Source organism: Pseudomonas tohonis, from assembly GCF_012767755.2.
Taxonomy (GTDB): Bacteria; Pseudomonadota; Gammaproteobacteria; order Pseudomonadales; family Pseudomonadaceae; genus Metapseudomonas; species Metapseudomonas tohonis.
Genome location: NZ_AP023189.1, coordinates 629,668 through 649,421 on the forward strand (window position 1 = coordinate 629,668; position 19,754 = coordinate 649,421).

Sequence of the window (19,754 nt, forward strand, 5' to 3'; positions counted from 1 at the left end):
CAGGGCCGCTGCGGGGTTCCGCTGGCCGGAGAGCCTCGTAATGCGCCGTGCGCAGCCTTCCCGGCGCATCGGCGTTCTTGGGTACCACCCCGGGTTCGGCTTTTGCATGATGCAGGCTTTCGGCCTACCCGCCGATCCGGGTCCAATGAGGTGTCGTCATGACAGCATTACTCACGCCGGGCGTGCGCCTGCTCGAAGGGTTCAGCTTCGCGCGCAAGTTCCAGCTGCTCTTCCTCCTGTTCATCCTGCCGCTGGGCTATGCCCTGTGGGTGATCACCGCGTCCTACCTGGACCGCCTCGGCCTGGTCGATGGCGAGCTCAGCGGCATGCGGGTGATCGCCACCCTGGCCGACGCCCAGCACGAAGTGGGCGCCCAGCGCCTGCTGCTGGCCCGCTGGAAGGGCACCGAGGATGCCGCCAGGGCGCAGCTCGAACAACGGGGCGGCCGCCTACAGGAAGCCCTGGCCAGGGTCGAGGCGCAGTTGCAGGCGGAGGGGCTAGGCGAGCAGAGCCGCAAGCTGTTAGAGGAGGCCCGTTCGCGCAGCGAGCGCATCGGCTTCCAGGCCCTGGCGCCGCTGGCCCTGCCCGATGCCCTGGAGCGCTTCCAGGACGTGTTGCAAAGCCTGCAATCCCTGCGCGAGCAGGTGGCCACCGAGACCGGCCTCATCCTCGACCCGGGGATGGACACCTACCTGATGATGGAGCAGCTCACCTACGTGCAGCCGCGCGCCCAGGAGCTGCTCGGCAGCTTCGCCGCCAATGCCCATGGCGCCGTGGTGTCGCAGCACTTCACCCTGCAGAGCCGGGTCGCCGTGCGTGACCTGCGCCGCGCCCTGGACGACACCGCGCGGCAACTGCGCAAGGCCCAGGACGCCATCGCCCAGGCGTCCGACGTCAACGCCGCGCTGGACGGCCCGTTCCGCCAGGCCGACCAGGCCATGAGCGATTTCCTCGCCCGGGTCGACAAGGGCATGTTCGAGGCCAACCCCTTCACCCTCGGCACCGCCGAATTCGTCCAGCAGGTCGAGCGCCTCGATGGGCAACTGGTGGCGCTGCAAACGGCACTGACCGAACGCTTCCAGGCGCGCCTCGGCGACTTCCGCAGCCAGGCGCTGCGCAACATGGTCCAGGTGATCGGCGCCTTCAGCCTGCTCACCCTGCTGGCCCTGTACATGCTGCTGTGCCTGAACGCCGCCATCCGCCGTGGCACCGCTGCCATCACCGAGGCCGCCGAGGGCCTGCGCGCCGGCGACCTGCGCGTCGCCGCCCAGGTCCATGGCCGCGACGACCTGGCGCAGATCGCCGAGGCACTCAACGCCGCCCTGGTGCAACTGCGCGGTTCGCTGGCCGGGGTCAACCAGGAGAGCAACCAGCTCGGCGGCACCGTGCTGCAGCTCAATGCCCAGGCCCAGGACACCCTCACCTCGGTGGAGCAGCAGCAGGGCCAGGTCAGCCAGATCGCCGCGGCCGCGCACGAGTTGGCGGCCACCGCCCAGAGCGTGGCCGAGAGTTGCGAGGGGGCGGCCCAGGATGCCCAGCAGACCCGTGAGATCGCCATGCAGAGCAACCAGCGCAGCGCCCGCACCGGAGCCAGCATGCGCGAACTGAGCACGCGCCTGGGCGACACCGTCTCCGCGTTGCAGCAACTGCGTGACCAGGCGCAGCAGATCAACCGCGTGGTGGACGTGATCAAGGGCATCGCCGAGCAGACCAACCTGCTGGCGCTCAACGCCGCCATCGAGGCGGCGCGTGCCGGGGAGCAGGGCCGTGGCTTCGCCGTGGTGGCCGACGAGGTGCGCAGCCTGTCGCAGCGCACCCAGGACTCCACCAAGGAGATCGGCGACACCGTCGCCAGCCTGCAGGGCGTGGTCGGCCAGGCGGTCGCCCTGATGGAGGCCGCCTTCAAGCAGGCCGAGGGCGACGTGGGCAGCGTGCTGAGCATGGGCGAGGACCTGTCCGGTATCGCCGATGCGGTGCAGCGGGTCAGCGACCGCCTGGCGCAGATCGCCACCGCCGCCGAGGAACAGGCCGCAACGGCGGACGAGGTCAGCGGCAATATCCAGCAGGTCGACCAGGCCGCCAGCCTGCTGTTGCAGGGGGCCCAGTCGGTCCAGGCCGCCGCCGAGCAGCTGCATCGCGGCAGCCAGGCACTGAACCAGAACACCTCGCGCTTCCGCCTGGCCTGATCGCCGGGCAACCGGCCGCCTGCGGGCGGCCGGCCTCGCTCAGAGCTTCCAGAACGGTTTCAGCGCCTCATCGCGCGCCTGTTCGCGGGTCAGGCCGATGTCGCGCAGTGCCTGCTCGTCCAGGTCCAGCAGCGCCTTGCGCGTCTGCAGGCGGCGCCAGAAGCGATGCCAGCGGCCATCTCCCGCGGAGCGGGTGCTCGCGTGGACGCGCAGGTGGTCCAGCTCCAGCTCTTTCGCGTGGAGGCTCAGCCGCGTATCGCTCAGGCCGTTCATGTCGATCTCCTCGTGCCGGGGTGTATGGAGGACATGATGCGCGGCGGGCAAAAAGCATTACAGATTCAAGGCGTGGGTATTTTTTTCATACAGATTGCGCGATGGATCGTCTGAATCCACAATTTGCCCGTCATCTGTACCGGTCCGTGCAAAGCGGGCTCCGCGCAAGGGGAACTGTCATGAAGCTCTACACCCAGCTCGCCGAAACCCTCGCCGCTCGCATCGAGCAGGGCTACTACCGGCCCGGCGACCGCCTGCCCTCGGTCCGCGCCCTGAGCCAGGAGCACGGCGTCAGCCTCAGCACCGTCCAGCAGGCCTACCGCCTGCTGGAGGATGGCGGCCTGGCCGTGCCCCGGCCCAAGTCCGGCTACTTCGTGCCGCCCCGTCGCGCGGCCCCGGCGCTGCCGGCCATGACCCGCGCGGCGCAGCGCCCGGTGGACGTGTCGCAATGGAGCGATGTGCTGGAGCTGGTCAAGCGCGGCGCCCGCGACGGCCTGGTGCAACTGGGCCGGGGCATGCCCGATGTCACCAGCCCGACCCTGCGACCGCTGCTGCGCAGCCTGGCGCAGGTCGCCCGGCGTCCCGACCTGGGCGGCCTGTACTACGACGCCATCCAGGGCTCGCTGCCCTTGCGCGAACAGATTTCCCGGCTGTTGGTGGATGCGGGCTGCCAGATACCCGCCAGCGACCTGATCATCACCACCGGCTGCCACGAGGCGCTGTCCGCCTCCATTCGCGCCATCTGCCAGCCGGGGGACATAGTCGCGGTGGATTCGCCGAGCTTCCATGGCGCCATGCAGGCGCTGAAGGGCTTCGGCATGAAGGCCCTGGAGCTGCCCACCGACCCGATCAACGGCATCAGCCTGGAGGCGCTGGAGATGGCCCTGGAGCAGTGGCCGATCAAGCTCATCCAGCTCACCCCCAACTGCAACAACCCGCTGGGCTACATCATGCCGGAGGCTCGCAAGCGCGCCCTGCTGACCCTGGCCCAGCGCTACGACGTGGCGATCATCGAAGACGACGTCTACGGCGACCTGGCCTACCGCTACCCGCGCCCGCGCACCATCAAGTCCTTCGACGAGGACGGCCGCGTGCTGCTGTGCAGCTCCTTCTCCAAGACCGTGGCGCCCGGTATCCGCGTCGGCTGGATCGCCCCCGGTCGCTACTTCGACCGGCTGCTGCACATGAAGTACATCTCCACCGGCGCCACCGCCACCCAGCCGCAGATCGCCCTGGCCGAATTCCTCGCCAGCGGCGCCTACGAGCCCCACGTGCGGCGCATGCGCAGCCAGTACCAGAACGGCCGCGACCAGATGATCGACTGGGTGATGAAGTACTTCCCCGAAGGCACCCGCGCCAGCCGGCCCCAGGGCGGCTTCATGCTCTGGGTCGAGCTGGACGAGGGCTTCGACACCCTGCGCCTGAATCGCGCCCTGCTCGACAAGGGCGTACAGATCGCCTCCGGCAGCCTGTTTTCCGCCTCCGGCAAGTACCGCAGCTGCCTGCGCATGAACTACTCGCGCAAACCCGACGCCGAACAGGAAGCCGCCGTGCGCAAGGTGGGCGAGACGGTGAAGGCGTTGATGGCGGAGATGGCAGGCATGCAGGCAGAGGCCTGACCCTGTAGGGGCGATGTAGGGGCGACTTCAGTCGCCCAGCAGCCCACCGGGCTGCCAAGGTCCCCACACCCACACCGCATCCCAGTGCGAATACAGGCGAACGCTCCTGGCCAACCCGGCCCGCAGCGGGTTGGCTACTATGTAGCGCGCCACCTGCTGCAGATCCTCTTCTCTGCGCAACGCCCGGTCATGGAAGCCCCGCTGCCAGACCCTCCGGCCCGTGCCGAGCCGCTCGCCCAACCGCTTCGACGAGCGCCCCTTCAGCAGCTTGATGACCTGGGAGAGTGATAGGGGGCCTTGCAGGCGGATCAGCCAGTGCAGGTGGTCGGGCATCAGTACCCAGGCCAGCGATTCAAGCAAGCGCTGATCCTGGAGGCGGCGCATTTCGCCGATCACCAGCCGTGCACAGGCCAGATCGGCGAAGAGCGACTGTCGCCCTTCAGTGGTGACGGTGATGTGGTAGAGGCGGCCGGGGGCCGAGAAGCGGCCGATACGCAGATCGTCTCGAGACATGTCCCTGTCCTCGTTTATCGGGATAGGGGAATGTATCGGGGTGGCGTGGGGGCTGCGGCGCTTCGTGGGGTGGGAGGGGGCTGTATTTGCTGGGAGATGTGGGACCACTGCGTGGTCCCTGGGCGAATGAATTCGCCCCTACAGGTGGTGCCCAAGGAGGGCGGTGCTGGCCCGGAGGATCATCACCGTGTCCTCACCCCACCTTCTTCCCACTCGCCAGGTGCGCCGCCAGGGTGCGCAGGGCGCCGAGCTGGCGGCAGATCAGGCCGAGCTCGGTCTGCACCAGGCGGGCGCGTTCGTCCATGTCCTCGGGGAGCTGTTCCAGCTCCTTGGCCAGGGCTTCCTCGCTGTCGCTGTGGATGGTCACCGGCTTGCGCGCGGCGAGGTCGGTGGCGATCTCTTCCAGGGTCGTGGCGATGCGTTCGGCGGCATCGCCCAGCAGGCTGCCTTCCAGCGCCATGGGTTCGCTTGCGCGATGCGCGCCGAGGGCAGAGAGGTAGCTGAGCAGGGTGTGGGAGAGCACCAGGAAGCGGAAGCCGATGTCCGCTTCTTTACGGAAGTGGCCCGGTTCCATGAGCATGTTGGCCAGCGTCGTGGACAGCGCCGCATCGGCGTTGTGGGCGTTGCGCCGGGCCAGGCGGTAGGCCAGGTCGTCGCGCTTGCCGGCGTTGTACTGCTGCACCAGCTGGCGCAGGTAGCGGGCGTTGCAGGCCAGGGTGTTGGCCACCACGCGGTGCAGGCCGCGGCCCTGCCAGTCGGGGAGGATGAAGATCACCGCCAGCGCGGCGATCAGGCTGCCCAGCAGGGTGTCCACCAGGCGCGGCACGAAGAGGCCGTAGCTGTCGCCGATCTGGTTGAAGCAGAACAGCACCATCAGGGTGATCGACGCCGTCGCCAGGGTGTAGCGGGTGGCCCGGTTGGCGAAGAAGATCACCCCGGCGACCACGGCGAACAGCGATTGCACCAGGGCGCTGGGGAACAGGTCGAACAGCGCCCAGCCCAGGGCCAGGCCGATGACGGTGCCGATGATCCGCTGCACCAGCTTGCGCCTCGTGGCGCCGAAGTTCGGCTGGCAGACGAAGACCGTGGTGAGCAGGATCCAGTAGCCCTGGCTGGGGTGGATCAGGTGCAGCACGCCGTAGCCGACGCACAGGGCGATGGCCATGCGCAGGGCGTGGCGGAACACCAGGGAGGTCGGGGTGACGTTCTGCTTCAGGCGTTCCCAGACGTCCTTCAGGCCCTTGGGCGAGCGATCCAGCAGGCTGCTGTCCTGGGCTTCGGCGAGGGCGTCGGGGTTGCTGGCGTCGGTCAGCAGGCGATCGAGGGTGGAGAGGTTGCCGGCCAACGCGTTGAGCGAACGCAGCAGGCCGCGCCAGGCCGGGTTGCTCTGGATGCGCAGGTGCTCCAGGGAGCGGTGCAGATCGTCCAGGGCCTGGGTGCCGTCGTTGTAGTCGAACGGCTGGCGCATCTGGATGGCCTGGCCGAGCGCCTGGCAGGCGCCCCCCTGCTGGCGCAGCAGGCGCTGGCAGCGGAACAGCACGTCGCTGTGGAAGAACGCCTCGGCCAGCTGGTTGTACGGATAGTGGGAGGAGCTGGCGCGTTCGTGGATGTCCTGGGCGAGGAAGTACAGCTTCAGGTAGCGGCTCACCTTGGGGCCGGGACGGGCGTTGCCGACGCGGTGCAGGATGATTTCCTTGGCCGCGTTCAGCGCCGCCACCACCTTGCCGTTCTGCTGTGCCAGCTCCAGTCGCTTGGCCTCCACGTCCAGCTCGCGCAGCGGCTCGAAGAGGTTGGCCTTGAGCTTGAGGTAGCGCCCCAGCTCACGGTACAGCCGGGCGAGGCTCTGCTGCACCGGCTGGTGGGTGAACAGCGCCTGCCAGATCACCGAGAGCAGGCCGTACCAGGCCGCGCCGCCCACCAGCAGCGCCGGCTCGCGCCAGAGGTCGTGGCCGACGCCGTCGCGCTGGTCGACGCCGATCATGCTGTAGATCGACAGGATCAGGGTCGCCGACGCGATGGTGGCGTAGCGCTCGCCGAGGGCACCGAGCATGGTCAGGCCAAAGGCTGCCAGCGCCAGGGCGCAGACGAACAGCCAGGGATAGGGGAACAGCAGCTCCACCGAGAAGGAGGCGATGCTGAAGCAGCCCAGGGTGACCAGCAGCGCATTGAGGCGGCCCTGCCAGCTGTCGTCGGTCTCGGCCAGGGCGCTGGCGATGATGCCGAGGAACAGCGGGATCAGCAGCTCCATGCGGTCCTGCTGCCAGCAGAGCGCCATGCTGCCGGTGAGGGCGACGAACACCCGCAGGCTGTAGCTGAACTTGTCCTGGGCCCAGAGGCGGCGCAGGGAGTGACGGAGCGAGGTCGATGGCATAACGGCCTTGTGGGCGTGCGGTCCGGGGGCTCGGCCCGCGCGGGTGTGCGTGGGCCGATGGCGAAAGGTTACCGCTTGGATGCCGCCCGGGCGAGGCGGGTTACACCCGCTGGCGTGAATGCGCAGGCGCTGGCGCCGTCAGGCATGCCGTCGCCTCAGGCGAACTGCGCGGCGGCGTGCGCCGAGGCCCAGGCCCACTGGAAGTTGAAGCCGCCGAGGTGGCCGGTGATGTCCAGCACTTCGCCGATGAAGTACAGCCCGGGGGACTTCTGCGACTCCATGGTCTTGGACGAGACCTCGTGGGTGCTGACGCCGCCCAGGGTGACTTCGGCGGTGCGATAGCCCTCGGTGCCGGACGGGGTCACCTGCCAGTCGCTGAGGGCTTCGGCGATGGCCTGCAGCTCGGCCAGGCTGTACTGCTTCATCGGCCGCGAGACGAACCAGCGCTCGGCCAGCAGGCCGGCGAACTTGCGGGTGAACAGCTCGCCCAGCAGGGTCTTCAGCTCGGCATTGGGGCGCTCGCCCTGCTGCTGCACCAGCCAGGCGGGCACGTCGAGATTGGGCAGCAGGTTGATCGACACCGTGTCGCCCGGGTTCCAGTAGGAGGAGATCTGCAGGATGGCCGGGCCGCTGAGGCCACGATGGGTGAACAGGATGTTCTCGCGGAAGCTGGCGCCGTTGCAGCTCACGAGGGCGTCCACCGAGGTGCCGGAGAGCTCGGTGCACATCTCCTTGAGCTGGTCGGTGATGGTGAAGGGCACCAGGCCGGCGCGGGTCGGCAGCACTTCGTGGCCGAACTGGCGGGCGACCTGGTAGCCGAAGCCGGTGGCGCCCAGGGTGGGGATCGACAGGCCGCCGGTGGCGATCACCAGGGACTGGCAGCGCACCGGGCCGATGCCGGTCTGCAGCGTGTAGCCGGCGTCGTCGCGGGCGATGTCGGTGACGGCGGTGTCCAGGCGCAGGTCGACGCCGTGTTCGTCGCACTCGGCCAGGAGCATGGCGAGGATGTCGCTGGCCTTGTGGTCGCAGAACAGCTGGCCGAGCTTCTTCTCGTGGTAGGCGATGCCGTGCTTGTTGACCAGCTCGAGGAAGTCCCACTGGGTGTAGCGGGCCAGGGCCGACTTGCAGAAATGCGCGTTGGCGGAGAGGAAGTTGGCCGGCTCGGTGTAGAGGTTGGTGAAGTTGCAGCGCCCGCCGCCGGACATGAGGATCTTCTTGCCGGCCTTGTTCGCGTGGTCGAGCAGGAGCACCTTGCGTCCGCGCGCGGCGGTCTTGGAGGCGCACAACAGACCGGCGGCGCCGGCCCCGATAATCACCACGTCAGTCACGAACAAGAAACCACCCTCAGAAGTCGAATCGGCCAAGGCGCGCGCCGGTGGCGAAGTCTACCCTATGGAGGTGCCGCGACCAGCGCTCTCCGCTGGCTGGCAAGGGAAATGCGTGCAGTCCGGCGATGCCGACCGTCCCAGCCCCAGTGGAAGCCATGGATGAAAAAGACCTGCAGTGTCCTGTTGTTGCTCGTTCTGCTGTGCTCGGGCCCGCTGCGTGCCGAGCACCTGCGACTGGTGGCCAACACCTGGCCGCCGTTCACCGATGCGAGCCTGCCCGAGGGCGGCCTGGCGGTGGACCTGGTGGTCACGGCACTGAAGCGCGCCGGGCACAGCACCGAATACGTCGAGGTTCCCTGGGCGCGGGCACTGCGCGGGCTGGAGGTGGGCGACTACGACGTGGTGATCAACGCCTGGTATGACCAGGCCCGCGCCGTCTATGGGCTCTATTCCAGGCCCTACCTGGTCAACCGCGTGCGCTTCCTCCGCCACCGCGGCGCCAAGGTCGACTTCCAGACCCTGGCCGACCTGCGCCCCTACAGCATCGCCGTGGTGCGCGGCTATGCCTACTCAGCGGAGTTCGACCAGGACCCCACCCTCGACCGGGTGCCGGTGATGGGCTTCGAGATGGGCGCGCGCATGCTCGCCGCCGGGCGCGTGCAGCTGACCCTGGAGGACGAGCTGGTGGCGCGCTATCACCTCAACCGCGAGCTGAAGGAGCTCAAGGGCCAGCTGGAGTTCCTGCCGCGCCCGCTCAGCGAGAACGACCTGGCGATCCTGGTACGGCGCAGCCACCCGATGCATCGCCAGGTGGTGGAGGACTTCGACCGGGCGATGCAGTCGATGCGCGATGACGGGACCTACCAGCGCATCTTCGCCCGCCACGGTTTCTAGCGGTTGGCGATGGTCCGCCCGCGGCCCTCGTGCTTGGCCTGGTAGAGGCGCTGGTCGGCCTCGTGCAGCAGGCTTTCCAGATCCTCCGGTATGCCCTGGTAGACGCCGGCGCTGAATGACAGCGGTGGTGCATCGGCAGCGTACTTCAGGCGGGCGCAGTTGCGCCGCAGCTGGTCGAGCGCGGCCTTGACGGTGGGCGCGTCGCCCTTGCTGACCAGGGCGAACTCCTCGCCGCCGAGCCGGCCCAGCAGGGCGTCGGGGAAGGCGTGTGCCAGGACCCGCGAGAACATCACCAGGGCGGTGTCGCCGCTGGCGTGGCCGAACTTGTCGTTGATCTGCTTGAAGAAGTCGAGGTCGAGCATCGCCACGCTCAGTTCCTGGCCGGCGCGCTGGGCCTGCTGGAACAGCTGCAGGCCCTGCTCGTAGAAGGCGCGGCGGTTGTAGAGGTTGGTCAGCGAGTCGAACAGCGCCGCCTGCTTCAGCGCGCGCATCAGGTCGCGGCGCTCCAGGGTCGACATCACCCGGCAGTTCAGTTCCTCGGTGCAGAAGGGCTTGCGCAGGAAGTCGTCGGCGCCGTGCTTGATGAACATGGCGCTGAGCGAGCCTTTCTGGTCCGCCGAAAGGCCGAGGATGATCAGCTCGGTGCGGTGCAGTTTCTGTCGCAGCATCTTCACCAGGTCGAAGCCGCTGATGCCGGGCATGCCGTGGTCCACCAGCAGCAGGTCGATGTCCGGCTGCTCCTGGAGGATGTGCAGGGCTTCGTCGCCGTCGCGGGCCTCGATGATCTGGTAGAGGTGCGGGGTCAGCACGCGGCGCACGAAGTTGCGCGTGGCCTCGGAGTCCTCGGCCACCAGGATCTTCACCCCGCAGTTGCGCACCAGGCGGTGCAGCAGGCGGAAGACGTACTCGTAGGAGTGCTGGCTTTCCTTGAGCACGTAGTCGACCACGCCCTTGAGCAGGAGCTCGTCGCGGCGCTGCTCCTTGTAGGAGCCGGAGAGCACCACGCAGGGCAGTTCGTAGCGCAGCACCAGGTCGACGATCTCGCCGTCGGGCGCGTCCGGCAGGTTGAGGTCGACGATGGCGGCGAAGAACAGGGCGGCGGAGGTTTCCAGCAGCACCTCGGCTTCGGCGCAGGAGGCGCAGAACACGGGCTGCAGGTCCGGCTCCTGACGGAACAGGTGCTCGAGGATCTTCAGGACCAGCGGGCTGTCTTCGACGACCAGAATATTGCGCACGACCTACTCCATTGCTGCGTGGCGGGTGTCCCCGCCTGCGCTGTCATACAGGACGAACCTTTCCGGGGCGTTACTGGAGTGCCCGCACCTTGAACGAGCGACCCTTGATCTTGCCGTCGCTCAGGCGCTTGAGGGCCTGTTTGACGATACTCCTGTCCACGGCCACGAAGGCCTGGAAATCGAAGATGGCTATCTTGCCAACCTGCGCCCCCGGAATACCAGCTTCACCGGTCAGGGCGCCGAGGATGTCGCCCGGGCGAACCTTCTCCTTGCGCCCGCCACTGATACATAGCGTAGCCATCGGCGGCACCAAGGGGTCGCGATTGCGCAGCACCAGTTCGTCCAGACGCTGCCAGTTCAAGGGGGCCTTCTGCAGGTCCTCGATGGCCTGGGCGCGGCTGGCCTCGGCGGGGGCCACCAGGCTCAGGGCCAGGCCCTTCTCGCCGGCGCGGCCGCTGCGGCCGACACGGTGCACGTGGATTTCCGGATCGCGCGACAGCTCGACGTTGATCACCGCCTCCAGGCCGGCGATGTCCAGGCCGCGCGCCGCCACGTCGGTGGCCACCAGCACGCTGCAGCTGCGGTTGGCGAAGAGGGTCAGCACCTGGTCACGCTCGCGTTGTTCCAGTTCGCCGTGCAGGGTCTGTGCCGAGATACGGTTGGCCTGCAGGTGCTCGACCAGTTCCTGGCACTGCTGGCGGGTGTGGCAGAAGGCGACGCTGGACTGCGGGCGGTAGTGCAGGAGCAGGTGGACCACGGCGTCCATGCGCTGGGCCGGGTCGATCTCGTAGAAGCGCTGTTCGATCTGGCTGTCGTCGTGCAGGGCCTCGACCTTCACCTGCTGCGGGTCGCGCAGGAAGCGCCCGGCCAGCTCGGCGATGCCCTTGGGGTAGGTGGCGGAGAACAGCAGGGTCTGCCGCTTGGTCGGGGTCTGCTCGATGATCTCGGCGATGCTGTCGTAGAAGCCCATGTCGAGCATGCGGTCGGCTTCGTCCAGTACCAGGGTGTTGAGCCCGTCGAGCTTCAGGGTGCCCTTGCGCAGGTGCTCCTGGATGCGTCCCGGGGTGCCGACGATGATGTGGGCGCCGTGCTCCAGCGAGCCGATCTGCGGGCCGAAGGGCACGCCGCCGCAGAGGGTCAGCACCTTGATGTTGTCGGCGGCGCGGGCCAGGCGGCGGATTTCCTTGGCCACCTGGTCGGCCAGTTCGCGGGTCGGGCACAGCACCAATGCCTGGCAGCCGAAGAAGCGCGGGTTGAGCGGGTCGAGCAGGCCGATGCCGAAGGCCGCCGTCTTGCCGCTGCCGGTCTTGGCCTGGGCGATCAGGTCGCGGCCCTTGAGGATCACCGGCAGGCCGAGGGCCTGGATGGGGGTCATCTCGTGGTAGCCGAGGGCATCGAGGTTGGCCAGCATGGCGGCCGACAGGGGCAGGGTGGAGAAGGCGTTGGTGGTCACGGGTGGGGCCTGGCAATCGGATTGGCGCGCAGTTTAGCAGGATGGCGCGCGGCCACCCTGCCGTCCCGGTGTCGCAGCGACGGTTATTCCTCCATATCGCCGGGCACCCGACGCACGGCGCGCCCGCTGTCCGGGGGCAGCTGGAAGAAGATCGCCGCCGCCAGCAGGGTGAGGGTGCCGACGCACAGGTAGGTGGCCTGGAACGCCGCCAGCACGCTGGGCGTATCGGGCTTGCCGAAGCCGCCGAGCAGGGCGGCGGCCACCGCCACGCCCAGGCTCATGGACAGCTGCATGACCACCGAGAGCAAGCTGTTGCCGCTGCTGGCCTGGTGGTCGTCGAGGTCGAGCAGGGTGACGGTGTTCATCGCGGTGAACTGCATGGAGTTCACCGCCCCCAGGGCCGCCAGGTGCAGGAGCAGCAGCGGATAGGGCGTGTCGCCGTCGATCAGGCCGAGGCTGGCGATCATCGCGCCCAGCAGCAGCGTGTTGCCGAGCAGCAGGCGGCGGTAGCCGAGGCGGTCCAGCAGCGGCTTGGCCAGGGGCTTGGCGATCATCGCCGAGAGCGCGAGCGGGATCATGGTCATCCCCGCTTGGGCCGGAGGGAAGCCCAGGGCCACCTGCAGCAGCAGGGGCGTGAGGAAGGGCAGGGCGCCGCTGCCCAGGCGCGAGAAGAGGTTGCCGAGGATGCCGGCGGCGAAGGTGCGGGTACGGAACAGCGAGGGCGCGAACAGGGGCTGCTCGACCTGCACGGCATGCAGCCAGTAGGCGGCGAGGCAGGCGAGGCCGCCGAGCAGCAGGAGCATCACCCGCACGTGGGGCAGGCGCAGCTCGCCCAGGCCTTCCAGGGCGATGGTGATCAGCACCATGGCGGTGCCGAACAGCAGGAAGCCGTAGACGTCCAGGCGAACCGGGCCGCTGCTGCGCAAGTCGGGCATGAAGCGCCAGGCGGCCCAGCCGCCGATCAGGCCGACGGGCAGGTTGATGAGGAAGATCCAGTGCCAGCTGGCGTATTCCACCAGCCAGCCGCCGAGGGTGGGGCCGATCAGCGGGCCGAACAGGCCGGGCAGGGTGATGAAGCTCATGATCCGCACCAGCTCGGTTCGCGGGTAGGCGCGCAACACCACCAGGCGCCCCACCGGCATCATCAGCGCGCCGCCCAGGCCCTGCACCACGCGGGCGGCGACCAGTTGCGGCAGGGTGGCGGAGAGGGCGCAGAACAGCGAGCCCAGGCTGAACAGGACGATGGCGCCGAAGAATATCCGCCGGGTGCCGAAGCGATCGGCGATCCAGCCGGAGGCGGGGATCAGCAGGGCCACGGTGAGCATGTAGGCGATGATCACCGACTGCATGCGCAGCGGGTCTTCGGCCAGGTCGCGGGCCATGGCGGGCAGGGCGGTGTTGAGGATGGTGCCGTCGAGGGCCTGCATGAAGAAGGCGACGGCCACCAGCCAGGGCAGCAGGCGGGCGGTACGGGCGTCCAGGCTGGGCAGGTCGGGCATGGGATTCCTCGGGCGTCAGACCCTGCGGACTTTAGGCGCAGGCGGGCGGGCTGTCACCCCGCCGTCACCTGTCGCCGGCTGCTAGGCTGTGCTCACTCCCCTTGCTCCTCGTTGCGGAATGGCCTCTATGCGGATCTGCTGTGCGCTGCTGCTCTCCCTGCTGGCCCTGGTGCCCTGCCATGCGACGGAGTGGTTCCCGGTGCCGGTGTTCGCCGATGGGAAGGCCCGTGACTACGTGCCCCTCGCGCATGCCAGCCGCCCCTGGCGCATCTGCACGCTGCTGCCCCATGGCATCGACCGCTACTGGTGGGGCGTCGCCTGGGGGCTGGACGAGGAAGCCCGGCGCCAGGGCGTCCAGCTGGGCATCTACGAGGCCGGTGGCTACCAGTTCCCGGCGATGCAGCGCGCCCAACTGGCCCGCTGCATCCAGCTCGGCGCCGACGCCTTCGTCATCGGCGCCATCGAGGCGCGCGGGCTCTGCCATGAAATCGACCAGCTGAAGCAGCGCGGCACGCCGGTGATCGACCTGGTCAACGGTATCGACTGCGCGGGCGTGACCGCACATTCACGGGTGGATTTCGCCGATATGGCGCGCGAGGCCCTGGGCTTCATTCGCGAGCGGGCCGGGGGCGGCCCGATCAACCTGGGCTGGTTGCCGGGCCCCCGGGACGCCGGCTGGGTGCTGGACGCCGAGCGCGGGTTGCGCACGGCCATGGACGGCGCGCCGGTGCGCCTCGCCGACGGTGGCTACGGGCCGGTGGATCGATCGACCCAGGCGGCCCTGGTCCGCGGGCTGCTGGGGCGCGAGTCGCGGCTGGACTATCTGCTGGCCAATGCCGAGGCGGCGGCTTTCGCCGGGCAACTGGTCAGCGGCTCGCCGTCGCGCTTCCAGACGCAGGTGGTGTCGCTCTACGCCACCGAGCGGGTGGTGGAGGCGATCCGCCAGGGGCGGGTGCTGGCCGCGCCGACGGACTCGCCGGTGACCCAGGCGCGCATCGCCATCGACCTGGCGGTGCGGGCGCTGGAGCACAAGGGGGAGGCTTACTGGGTCAGCCCGCGCATCCAGATGCTCGATCGGGCAAGCCTGGAGGATTTCGACATCAGCCGGCTGGTGCCGCCGGGTGGACACTGGATGATCCGCCAGGAGCTGCCGGAATAGCGCCGATGAGTCGCGGGCCCGGTGGGAGGCGGGGGCGGTGCGAACCGCCCCCGGGGTTCAGCCGGCCTTGCGCTGCGGCTGGGTGCGTACCGGGGCGTCGCCGGCCACGTAGTAGCTGGCGGTGCTGCGGGGCAGCGGCTGGCGGCCACGGATCCGGTCGGCGATCTTCTCGGCGATCATGATGGTGGTGGCGTTGAGGTTGCCGGTGATGATCTCCGGCATGATCGACGCATCCACCACGCGCAGCCCCTGCATGCCGTGCACACGGCCCTGGCCATCGACCACCGCCATCTCGTCGCTGCCCATCTTGCAGGAGCAGGAGGGGTGGAAGGCGGTCTCGGCGTGGGTGCGGATGAACTCATCCAGCTCGGCATCGGTCTGCACGTGGGCACCGGGGCTCAGCTCGCGGCCACGGTACTTGTCCAGCGCCGGCTGCGCCATGATCTCGCGGGTGATGCGGATGCCGTCGCGGAACTCCTGCCAGTCCTGCTCGGACGCCATGTAGTTGAACAGGATGCTCGGGTGCTGGCGCGGGTCGCGGGACTTCAGGCGGATGCGGCCGCGGCTCGGCGAGCGCATGGAGCCCATGTGCGCCTGGAAGCCGTGCTCCTGCACGCCCTTGCTGCCGTTGTAGTTAATCGCCACCGGCAGGAAGTGGTACTGGATGTTGGGCCAGGCGAATTCGGGGCGGGTGCGGATGAAGCCGCCGGCCTCGAACTGGTTGCTGGCGCCCAGGCCCTTGCCGCGGAACAGCCAGTTGGCGCCGATGGCGGGCTGGTTCCACCACTTGGTGGCCGGGTAGATGGAGACCGGCTCCTTGCAGGCGTACTGCAGGTAGAGCTCGAGGTGGTCCTGCAGGTTCTCGCCGACACCGGGCAGGTCGTGCACCACGGGGATGTCGAATTCGCGCAACACGGCGCTCGGGCCGACGCCGGAGCGCTGCAGGATCTGCGGCGAGGCGATGGCGCCGGCGCACAGCAGCACTTCACGGCGGGCGTTGACGATGATCGGCTCGTTGCCGTCGCCGTGCAGGTAGGCGACGCCGCTGGCGCGCTTGCCGCTGAAGAGGATGCGGTCGGTGGTGGCGTGGGTGACGATGGTCAGGTTGGGCCGGCCGCGGGCCTGGTCCAGGTAGCCGCGACCGGTGGCGGCGCGACGGCCTTGCGGGGTCACGGTGCGGTCCATCGGGCCGAAGCCTTCCTGCTGGTAGCCGTTGAGGTCTTCGGTACGCGGGAAACCGGCCTGTACACCAGCCTCGACCATGGCGTGGAACAGCGGGTTGTTGCCGTTCTTGGGCGTGGTGACGCTCACCGGGCCGTCGCCGCCGTGGTAGTCGTTGGGGCCGATGTCGCGGGTCTCGGCCTTGCGGAAGTAGGGCAGGCAGTCGAGGTAGGTCCAGTCTTCCAGGCCGGGCGCCTTGGCCCAGTTGTCGAAGTCCAGGGCGTTGCCGCGGATGTAGCACATGCCGTTGATCAGCGAGGAGCCGCCGATGCCCTTGCCGCGACCGCATTCCATGCGGCGGTTGTTCATGTGCGGCTCGGGGTCGGTCTCGTAGGCCCAGTTGTAGCGGCGGCCCTGCAGCGGATAGGCGAGGGCGGCGGGCATCTGGGTGCGGAAGTCCAGGCGGTAGTCGGGGCCGCCGGCTTCGAGTAGCAGGACGCTGGTGCCGGCGTCCTCGGTCAGGCGGGTGGCCAGTACGTTACCGGCGGAGCCGGCACCGATGATGATGTAGTCGAATTCTTGAGACATGAGGTTCTCTCTTTAAATGGCTGGGGGCTGGAAGCCAGGGCGCTTAAGGCTCCTGGCTTCCCGCTTCGGGCTGCCGTTTAGAAGACGGAGAAGTAGTCGCCGAGCTCGACCTGCACCGACTTGATGCGGGTGTAGTGGGCGAGGGTGGTGAGGCCGTTCTCGCGGCCCACGCCGGACTGCTTGTAGCCACCGACGGGCATCTCGGCGGGCGACTCGCCCCAGGTGTTGATCCAGCAGATGCCGGCTTCCAGCTTGTGGATCACGCGGTGGGCGCGGGCCAGGTCGCGGGTGACGATGCCGGCGGCCAGGCCGTAGTCGGTATCGTTGGCGCGGCGGATGGCTTCTTCCTCGGTGTCGTAGACGAGGATGCTCATCACCGGGCCGAAGATTTCCTCGCGGACGATGGTCATCTCGTCCGTGCAGTCGGTGAACACGGTCGGGGCCACGTAGGCGCCCTTGGCGTATTCGCCGTCGGTGACGCGCTCGCCGCCGATCAGCAGGCGCGCGCCTTCCTTGCGGCCGGACTCGATGTAGCCGAGCACGCTCTCCATGTGCGGGAAGCTGGTGAGCGGGCCGAAGTTGGTGTTCTCGTCCTGCGGGCTGCCCAGGCGGATGCGCTTGACGCGCTCGAGCACCTTGGCCTCGAAGCGGGCCTGCAGCACGCGCGGGATGAACACGCGGGTGCCGTTGGTGCAGACCTGGCCGGAGCTGAAGAAGTTGGCCATGACGGCGATGTCGGCGGCGCGATCGAGGTCGGCGTCCTCGAAGATGATCAGCGGCGACTTGCCGCCCAGCTCCATGGTCACTTCTTTGAGGGAGGAGCTGGAGGCGCTGGCCATCACCTTCTTGCCGGTGGCGGTGCCGCCGGTGAAGGAGATCTTCTCGATCTGCGGGTGCTCGGTCAGCCACTGGCCGACTTCACGGCCGCTGCCGGTGAGGACGTTGAACACGCCGTCCGGCACGCCGGCCTCGGTGTAGATCTCGGCGAGCTTGAGGGCGGTCAGCGGGGTGACTTCGCTGGGCTTGAAGATCATCGCGTTGCCGGCGGCCAGGGCCGGGGCGGATTTCCACATGGCGATCTGGATCGGGTAGTTCCAGGCACCGATGCCGGCGACCACGCCCAGGGGCTCACGGCGGGTATAGACGAAGCTGGTTTCGCGCAGGGGGATCTGCTCGCCCTCGATGGCGGGCACCAGGCCTGCGTAGTACTCGATCACGTCGGCGCCGGTGACGATGTCCACGGCACGGGTCTCGGCCAGGGGCTTGCCGGTGTCCAGGGTCTCCAGGGCGGCCAGCTCGTCGTTGCGCTCGCGGAGGATCTCCACGGCACGGCGCAGGATGCGCGAACGCTGCATGGCGGTCATCGCGGCCCAGATCTTCTGCCCTTCGATGGCACTGGCGACGGCGCGCTCGACGTCTTCCTTGCCGGCGCGCTGGACGTTGGCGAGGACCTCACCGTTGGCCGGGTTGATGCTCTCGAAGGTGGCGCCGCTGGTGGAGTCGACGTAGCGACCGCCGATGTAGAGCTTCTGGTCTTCGAATCGGGCCATGGGGTTCGTCCTCTCAGGTCTCGTTTACGCAAGGCGGGCCGCGCTCGGGGCGGGCCCTTTGTCGGGGTTCCAGGCACGGTGGAGCCGCCCGGATGCATGAAAACGAGCCTACTTTATTTTTATTGAACGTTCAAACAACAAAGAATAAGCTGCGCTCCATGAACGGGGCTGCGGCACATCGCCGCACCTCTTCAGGCCGCATTGCAGAGGCTTCGCCGGGTTACATGAGCGGGTCGGCAGGGCGGCGCGGGTCTGTCGTTGCGCCGTCAGGCGCGTGCTTTCACTGCCCTGGAGCTCTTCTCCACATGAGTACCGCTTCCCTTGCGCTGCATCCCGAGTCGCGTGCGCGGCTCAACCCCGTGGTGTTCTTCGGTTCCACCGCGTTGATCCTGATCCTCACCGTCGCCCTGATCCTCTTCCCCGAGGGGGCCGGGCTCTGGCTGAACAAGGCGCAGACCTGGCTCTCGCGCAGCTTCGGCTGGTACTACATGCTGGCGATCGGGGCCTACCTGTTCTTCGTGCTCTACGTGGCCTTCTCCCGCTACGGCAACCTGCGCCTGGGCGCGGATGGCGACCGGCCGGACTTCAGCTACGGCGCCTGGGCGGGGATGCTGTTCTCCTCGGGCATCGGCATCTCGCTGCTGTATTTCGCCGCGTCCGAGCCCATCGACCACCTGTACAACCCGCCGGAGGGCGAGGCAGGCACCGAGCACGCGGCGCGCCAGGCGTTGCAGCTGACCTTCCTCCACTGGGGCGTGCACGGCTGGGCGATCTATGCGCTGGTCGGCCTGGCCGTCGGCTACTTCGCCTACCGCCACAAGCAGCCGCTGGCGCTGCGCTCGGCGCTCTACCCGCTGTTCGGCGAGCGCCTGATGAAGGGCTCGGTGGGCAACGCGGTGGATTGCTTCGGCATCTTCGTCACCCTGCTGGGCCTGGTGACCAACCTCGGCATCGGCTCGCTGCAGGTCTCCTCGGGCCTGGAGTACCTGTTCGGCTATCCGCACAGCCAGGGCGCGCTGCTGACGGTGATCCTGGTGATGAGCGCGGTGGCGACGCTGGCCGCCGTGTCGGGGATCGAGAAGGGCATCCGCCGCCTGTCGAACCTCAACATCATCCTGTTCAGCGGCCTGCTGCTGTTCGTGCTGCTGGCCGGCGACACCCTGCACCTGCTCAATGGGCTGGTGCAGAACCTCGGCGACTACCTCAACGGCCTGGTGCTGAAGACCTTCGATCTCTACGTCTACACCGGCCAGTCCGGCAAGAGCGAGGCGTGGATGGGCCTGTGGACCCTGTTCTACTGGGCCTGGTGGATTTCCTGGGCGCCCTTCGTCGGCATGTTCATCGCCCGCATCTCCCGTGGGCGCACGGTGCGAGAGCTGGTGTGCGGCGTGCTGCTGATCCCGCTCGGCTTCACCCTGGCCTGGCTGTCGGTCTTCGGCAACAGCGCACTGGACCTGGTGATGGACCAGAACGCGACCGAACTGGGCAAGGCCGCGCTGGAGCAGCCGGCGATGTCCATCTACCTGCTGCTGGAGCACTACCCCTGGGCCAAGGCGGTGATCGGCCTGTCGATCTGCGTGGGCTTCGTGCTGTTCCTGACGCCGGCGGATTCCGGCTCGGTGATGCTCGCCAACCTCTCGCGCAAGGGCGGCGAGCTGGACGAGGACGCGCCCAACTGGCTGCGCATCTTCTGGTCGGTACTGATCACCCTGGTGACCATCGGCCTGCTGTTCGCCGGCAACTTCACGGCGATGCAGACGGTGGTCGTGCTCGCCGGCCTGCCGTTCTCGGTGGTGCTGCTGCTCTACATGTTCGCCCTGCTCAAGGCCATGCGCATCGACATGGAGGCGCAGGAGATGAACCGGCACTCACCGGTGATCGCCCCCGGGCCCGTCTGACCGGCCCGCAATGAACAACGCCCCGGG

Annotated in this window: 14 protein-coding genes; 5 read left to right on the forward strand and 9 right to left on the reverse strand. The window is 68.4% G+C overall.

Translation table 11 applies throughout. The features are described from left to right. Positions 1 to 158 precede the first annotated feature (158 nt). A complete protein-coding gene (locus tag HSX14_RS31785) occupies positions 159 to 2,186 on the forward strand; it encodes a methyl-accepting chemotaxis protein (RefSeq protein WP_173174976.1) in 2,028 nt (675 codons plus the stop codon). A gap of 39 nt (positions 2,187 to 2,225) precedes the next feature. Here HSX14_RS31785 and HSX14_RS02955 read toward each other — a convergent pair whose 3' ends face one another. Beyond that, positions 2,226 to 2,459 (reverse strand): DUF1127 domain-containing protein, encoded by a 234-nt coding sequence (locus HSX14_RS02955; RefSeq protein WP_173174974.1) that lies wholly within the window; start codon positions 2,457 to 2,459, stop codon positions 2,226 to 2,228. A gap of 179 nt (positions 2,460 to 2,638) precedes the next feature. Between HSX14_RS02955 and HSX14_RS02960 the strand changes: the two genes are divergently transcribed. Beyond that, the gene (locus HSX14_RS02960) at positions 2,639 to 4,078 is read left to right on the forward strand and encodes an aminotransferase-like domain-containing protein (RefSeq protein WP_173174972.1); all 1,440 of its coding nucleotides are present in this window, start codon (positions 2,639 to 2,641) and stop codon (positions 4,076 to 4,078) included. Between the two features lie 27 nt (positions 4,079 to 4,105). Here the strand turns inward: HSX14_RS02960 and HSX14_RS02965 are convergent, their stop codons facing one another. The 3 genes from HSX14_RS02965 to HSX14_RS02975 form a co-directional block, all read right to left on the reverse strand. Continuing rightward, complete coding sequence (locus HSX14_RS02965) at positions 4,106 to 4,591, reverse strand: REP-associated tyrosine transposase (RefSeq protein ID WP_173174970.1); 486 nt, start codon at positions 4,589 to 4,591, stop codon at positions 4,106 to 4,108. Between the two features lie 193 nt (positions 4,592 to 4,784). Next, entirely contained in the window at positions 4,785 to 6,962 is a 2,178-nt protein-coding gene (gene yccS, locus HSX14_RS02970) for a YccS family putative transporter (protein ID WP_173174968.1), read from the reverse strand. A 155-nt stretch (positions 6,963 to 7,117) separates the two neighbouring features. Further along, on the reverse strand, positions 7,118 to 8,296 hold the full coding sequence (locus HSX14_RS02975; RefSeq protein WP_173174966.1) for a BaiN/RdsA family NAD(P)/FAD-dependent oxidoreductase: 1,179 nt from the start codon (positions 8,294 to 8,296) through the stop codon (positions 7,118 to 7,120). A 153-nt stretch (positions 8,297 to 8,449) separates the two neighbouring features. Here HSX14_RS02975 and HSX14_RS02980 point away from each other — a divergent pair, with 153 nt between their 5' ends. Continuing rightward, positions 8,450 to 9,184, forward strand: a complete 735-nt coding sequence (locus HSX14_RS02980; RefSeq protein ID WP_173174964.1) for a substrate-binding periplasmic protein — start codon at positions 8,450 to 8,452, stop codon at positions 9,182 to 9,184. Here the strand turns inward: HSX14_RS02980 and HSX14_RS02985 are convergent. The 3 genes from HSX14_RS02985 to mdtD all read right to left on the reverse strand — a co-directional run bounded on the left by HSX14_RS02985 (position 9,181) and on the right by mdtD (position 13,371). Continuing rightward, the gene (locus tag HSX14_RS02985; protein ID WP_173174962.1) at positions 9,181 to 10,419 is read right to left on the reverse strand and encodes a GGDEF domain-containing response regulator; all 1,239 of its coding nucleotides are present in this window, start codon (positions 10,417 to 10,419) and stop codon (positions 9,181 to 9,183) included. The genes HSX14_RS02980 and HSX14_RS02985 overlap by 4 nt on opposite strands. A 70-nt stretch (positions 10,420 to 10,489) precedes the next feature. Next, positions 10,490 to 11,872, reverse strand: coding sequence for an ATP-dependent RNA helicase DbpA (gene dbpA / locus HSX14_RS02990; protein ID WP_173174953.1), 1,383 nt, complete (start codon positions 11,870 to 11,872; stop codon positions 10,490 to 10,492). An 83-nt stretch (positions 11,873 to 11,955) separates the two neighbouring features. Then, positions 11,956 to 13,371 carry a multidrug transporter subunit MdtD gene (gene mdtD, locus HSX14_RS02995; protein ID WP_173174951.1) on the reverse strand — a complete coding sequence of 472 codons (1,416 nt, stop codon included), beginning with the start codon at positions 13,369 to 13,371 and terminating at the stop codon, positions 11,956 to 11,958. Positions 13,372 to 13,498: 127 nt separating this feature from the next. Here mdtD and torT point away from each other — a divergent pair, with 127 nt between their 5' ends. Beyond that, entirely contained in the window at positions 13,499 to 14,530 is a 1,032-nt protein-coding gene (gene torT, locus HSX14_RS03000; RefSeq protein ID WP_173174949.1) for a TMAO reductase system periplasmic protein TorT, read from the forward strand. A 57-nt stretch (positions 14,531 to 14,587) separates the two neighbouring features. Here the strand turns inward: torT and betA are convergent, their stop codons facing one another. Both betA and betB read right to left on the reverse strand, forming a co-directional pair. Continuing rightward, a complete protein-coding gene (gene betA / locus HSX14_RS03005; RefSeq protein ID WP_173174947.1) occupies positions 14,588 to 16,279 on the reverse strand; it encodes a choline dehydrogenase in 1,692 nt (563 codons plus the stop codon). A gap of 77 nt (positions 16,280 to 16,356) precedes the next feature. Next, positions 16,357 to 17,829: a betaine-aldehyde dehydrogenase gene (gene betB / locus HSX14_RS03010; protein WP_173174938.1), complete on the reverse strand. Its 1,473-nt coding sequence runs from the start codon at positions 17,827 to 17,829 to the stop codon at positions 16,357 to 16,359. Positions 17,830 to 18,191: 362 nt separating this feature from the next. Between betB and HSX14_RS03015 the strand changes: the two genes are divergently transcribed. Next, a complete protein-coding gene (locus HSX14_RS03015; protein WP_173175261.1) occupies positions 18,192 to 19,727 on the forward strand; it encodes a BCCT family transporter in 1,536 nt (511 codons plus the stop codon). Positions 19,728 to 19,754 lie beyond the last annotated feature (27 nt).

Bases quoted from the DNA above. Each gene is read 5' to 3' on its own strand.
- HSX14_RS31785 (WP_173174976.1), top strand. From the start codon at position 159: ATGACAGCATTACTCACGCCGGGCGTGCGCCTGCTCGAAGGGTTCAGC.
- HSX14_RS02955 (WP_173174974.1), bottom strand. From the start codon at position 2,459: ATGAACGGCCTGAGCGATACGCGGCTGAGCCTCCACGCGAAAGAGCTG.
- HSX14_RS02960 (WP_173174972.1), top strand. From the start codon at position 2,639: ATGAAGCTCTACACCCAGCTCGCCGAAACCCTCGCCGCTCGCATCGAG.
- HSX14_RS02965 (WP_173174970.1), bottom strand. From the start codon at position 4,591: ATGTCTCGAGACGATCTGCGTATCGGCCGCTTCTCGGCCCCCGGCCGC.
- yccS (WP_173174968.1), bottom strand. From the start codon at position 6,962: ATGCCATCGACCTCGCTCCGTCACTCCCTGCGCCGCCTCTGGGCCCAG.
- HSX14_RS02980 (WP_173174964.1), top strand. From the start codon at position 8,450: ATGAAAAAGACCTGCAGTGTCCTGTTGTTGCTCGTTCTGCTGTGCTCG.
- mdtD (WP_173174951.1), bottom strand. From the start codon at position 13,371: ATGCCCGACCTGCCCAGCCTGGACGCCCGTACCGCCCGCCTGCTGCCC.
- torT (WP_173174949.1), top strand. From the start codon at position 13,499: ATGCGGATCTGCTGTGCGCTGCTGCTCTCCCTGCTGGCCCTGGTGCCC.
- betA (WP_173174947.1), bottom strand. From the start codon at position 16,279: ATGTCTCAAGAATTCGACTACATCATCATCGGTGCCGGCTCCGCCGGT.
- betB (WP_173174938.1), bottom strand. From the start codon at position 17,829: ATGGCCCGATTCGAAGACCAGAAGCTCTACATCGGCGGTCGCTACGTC.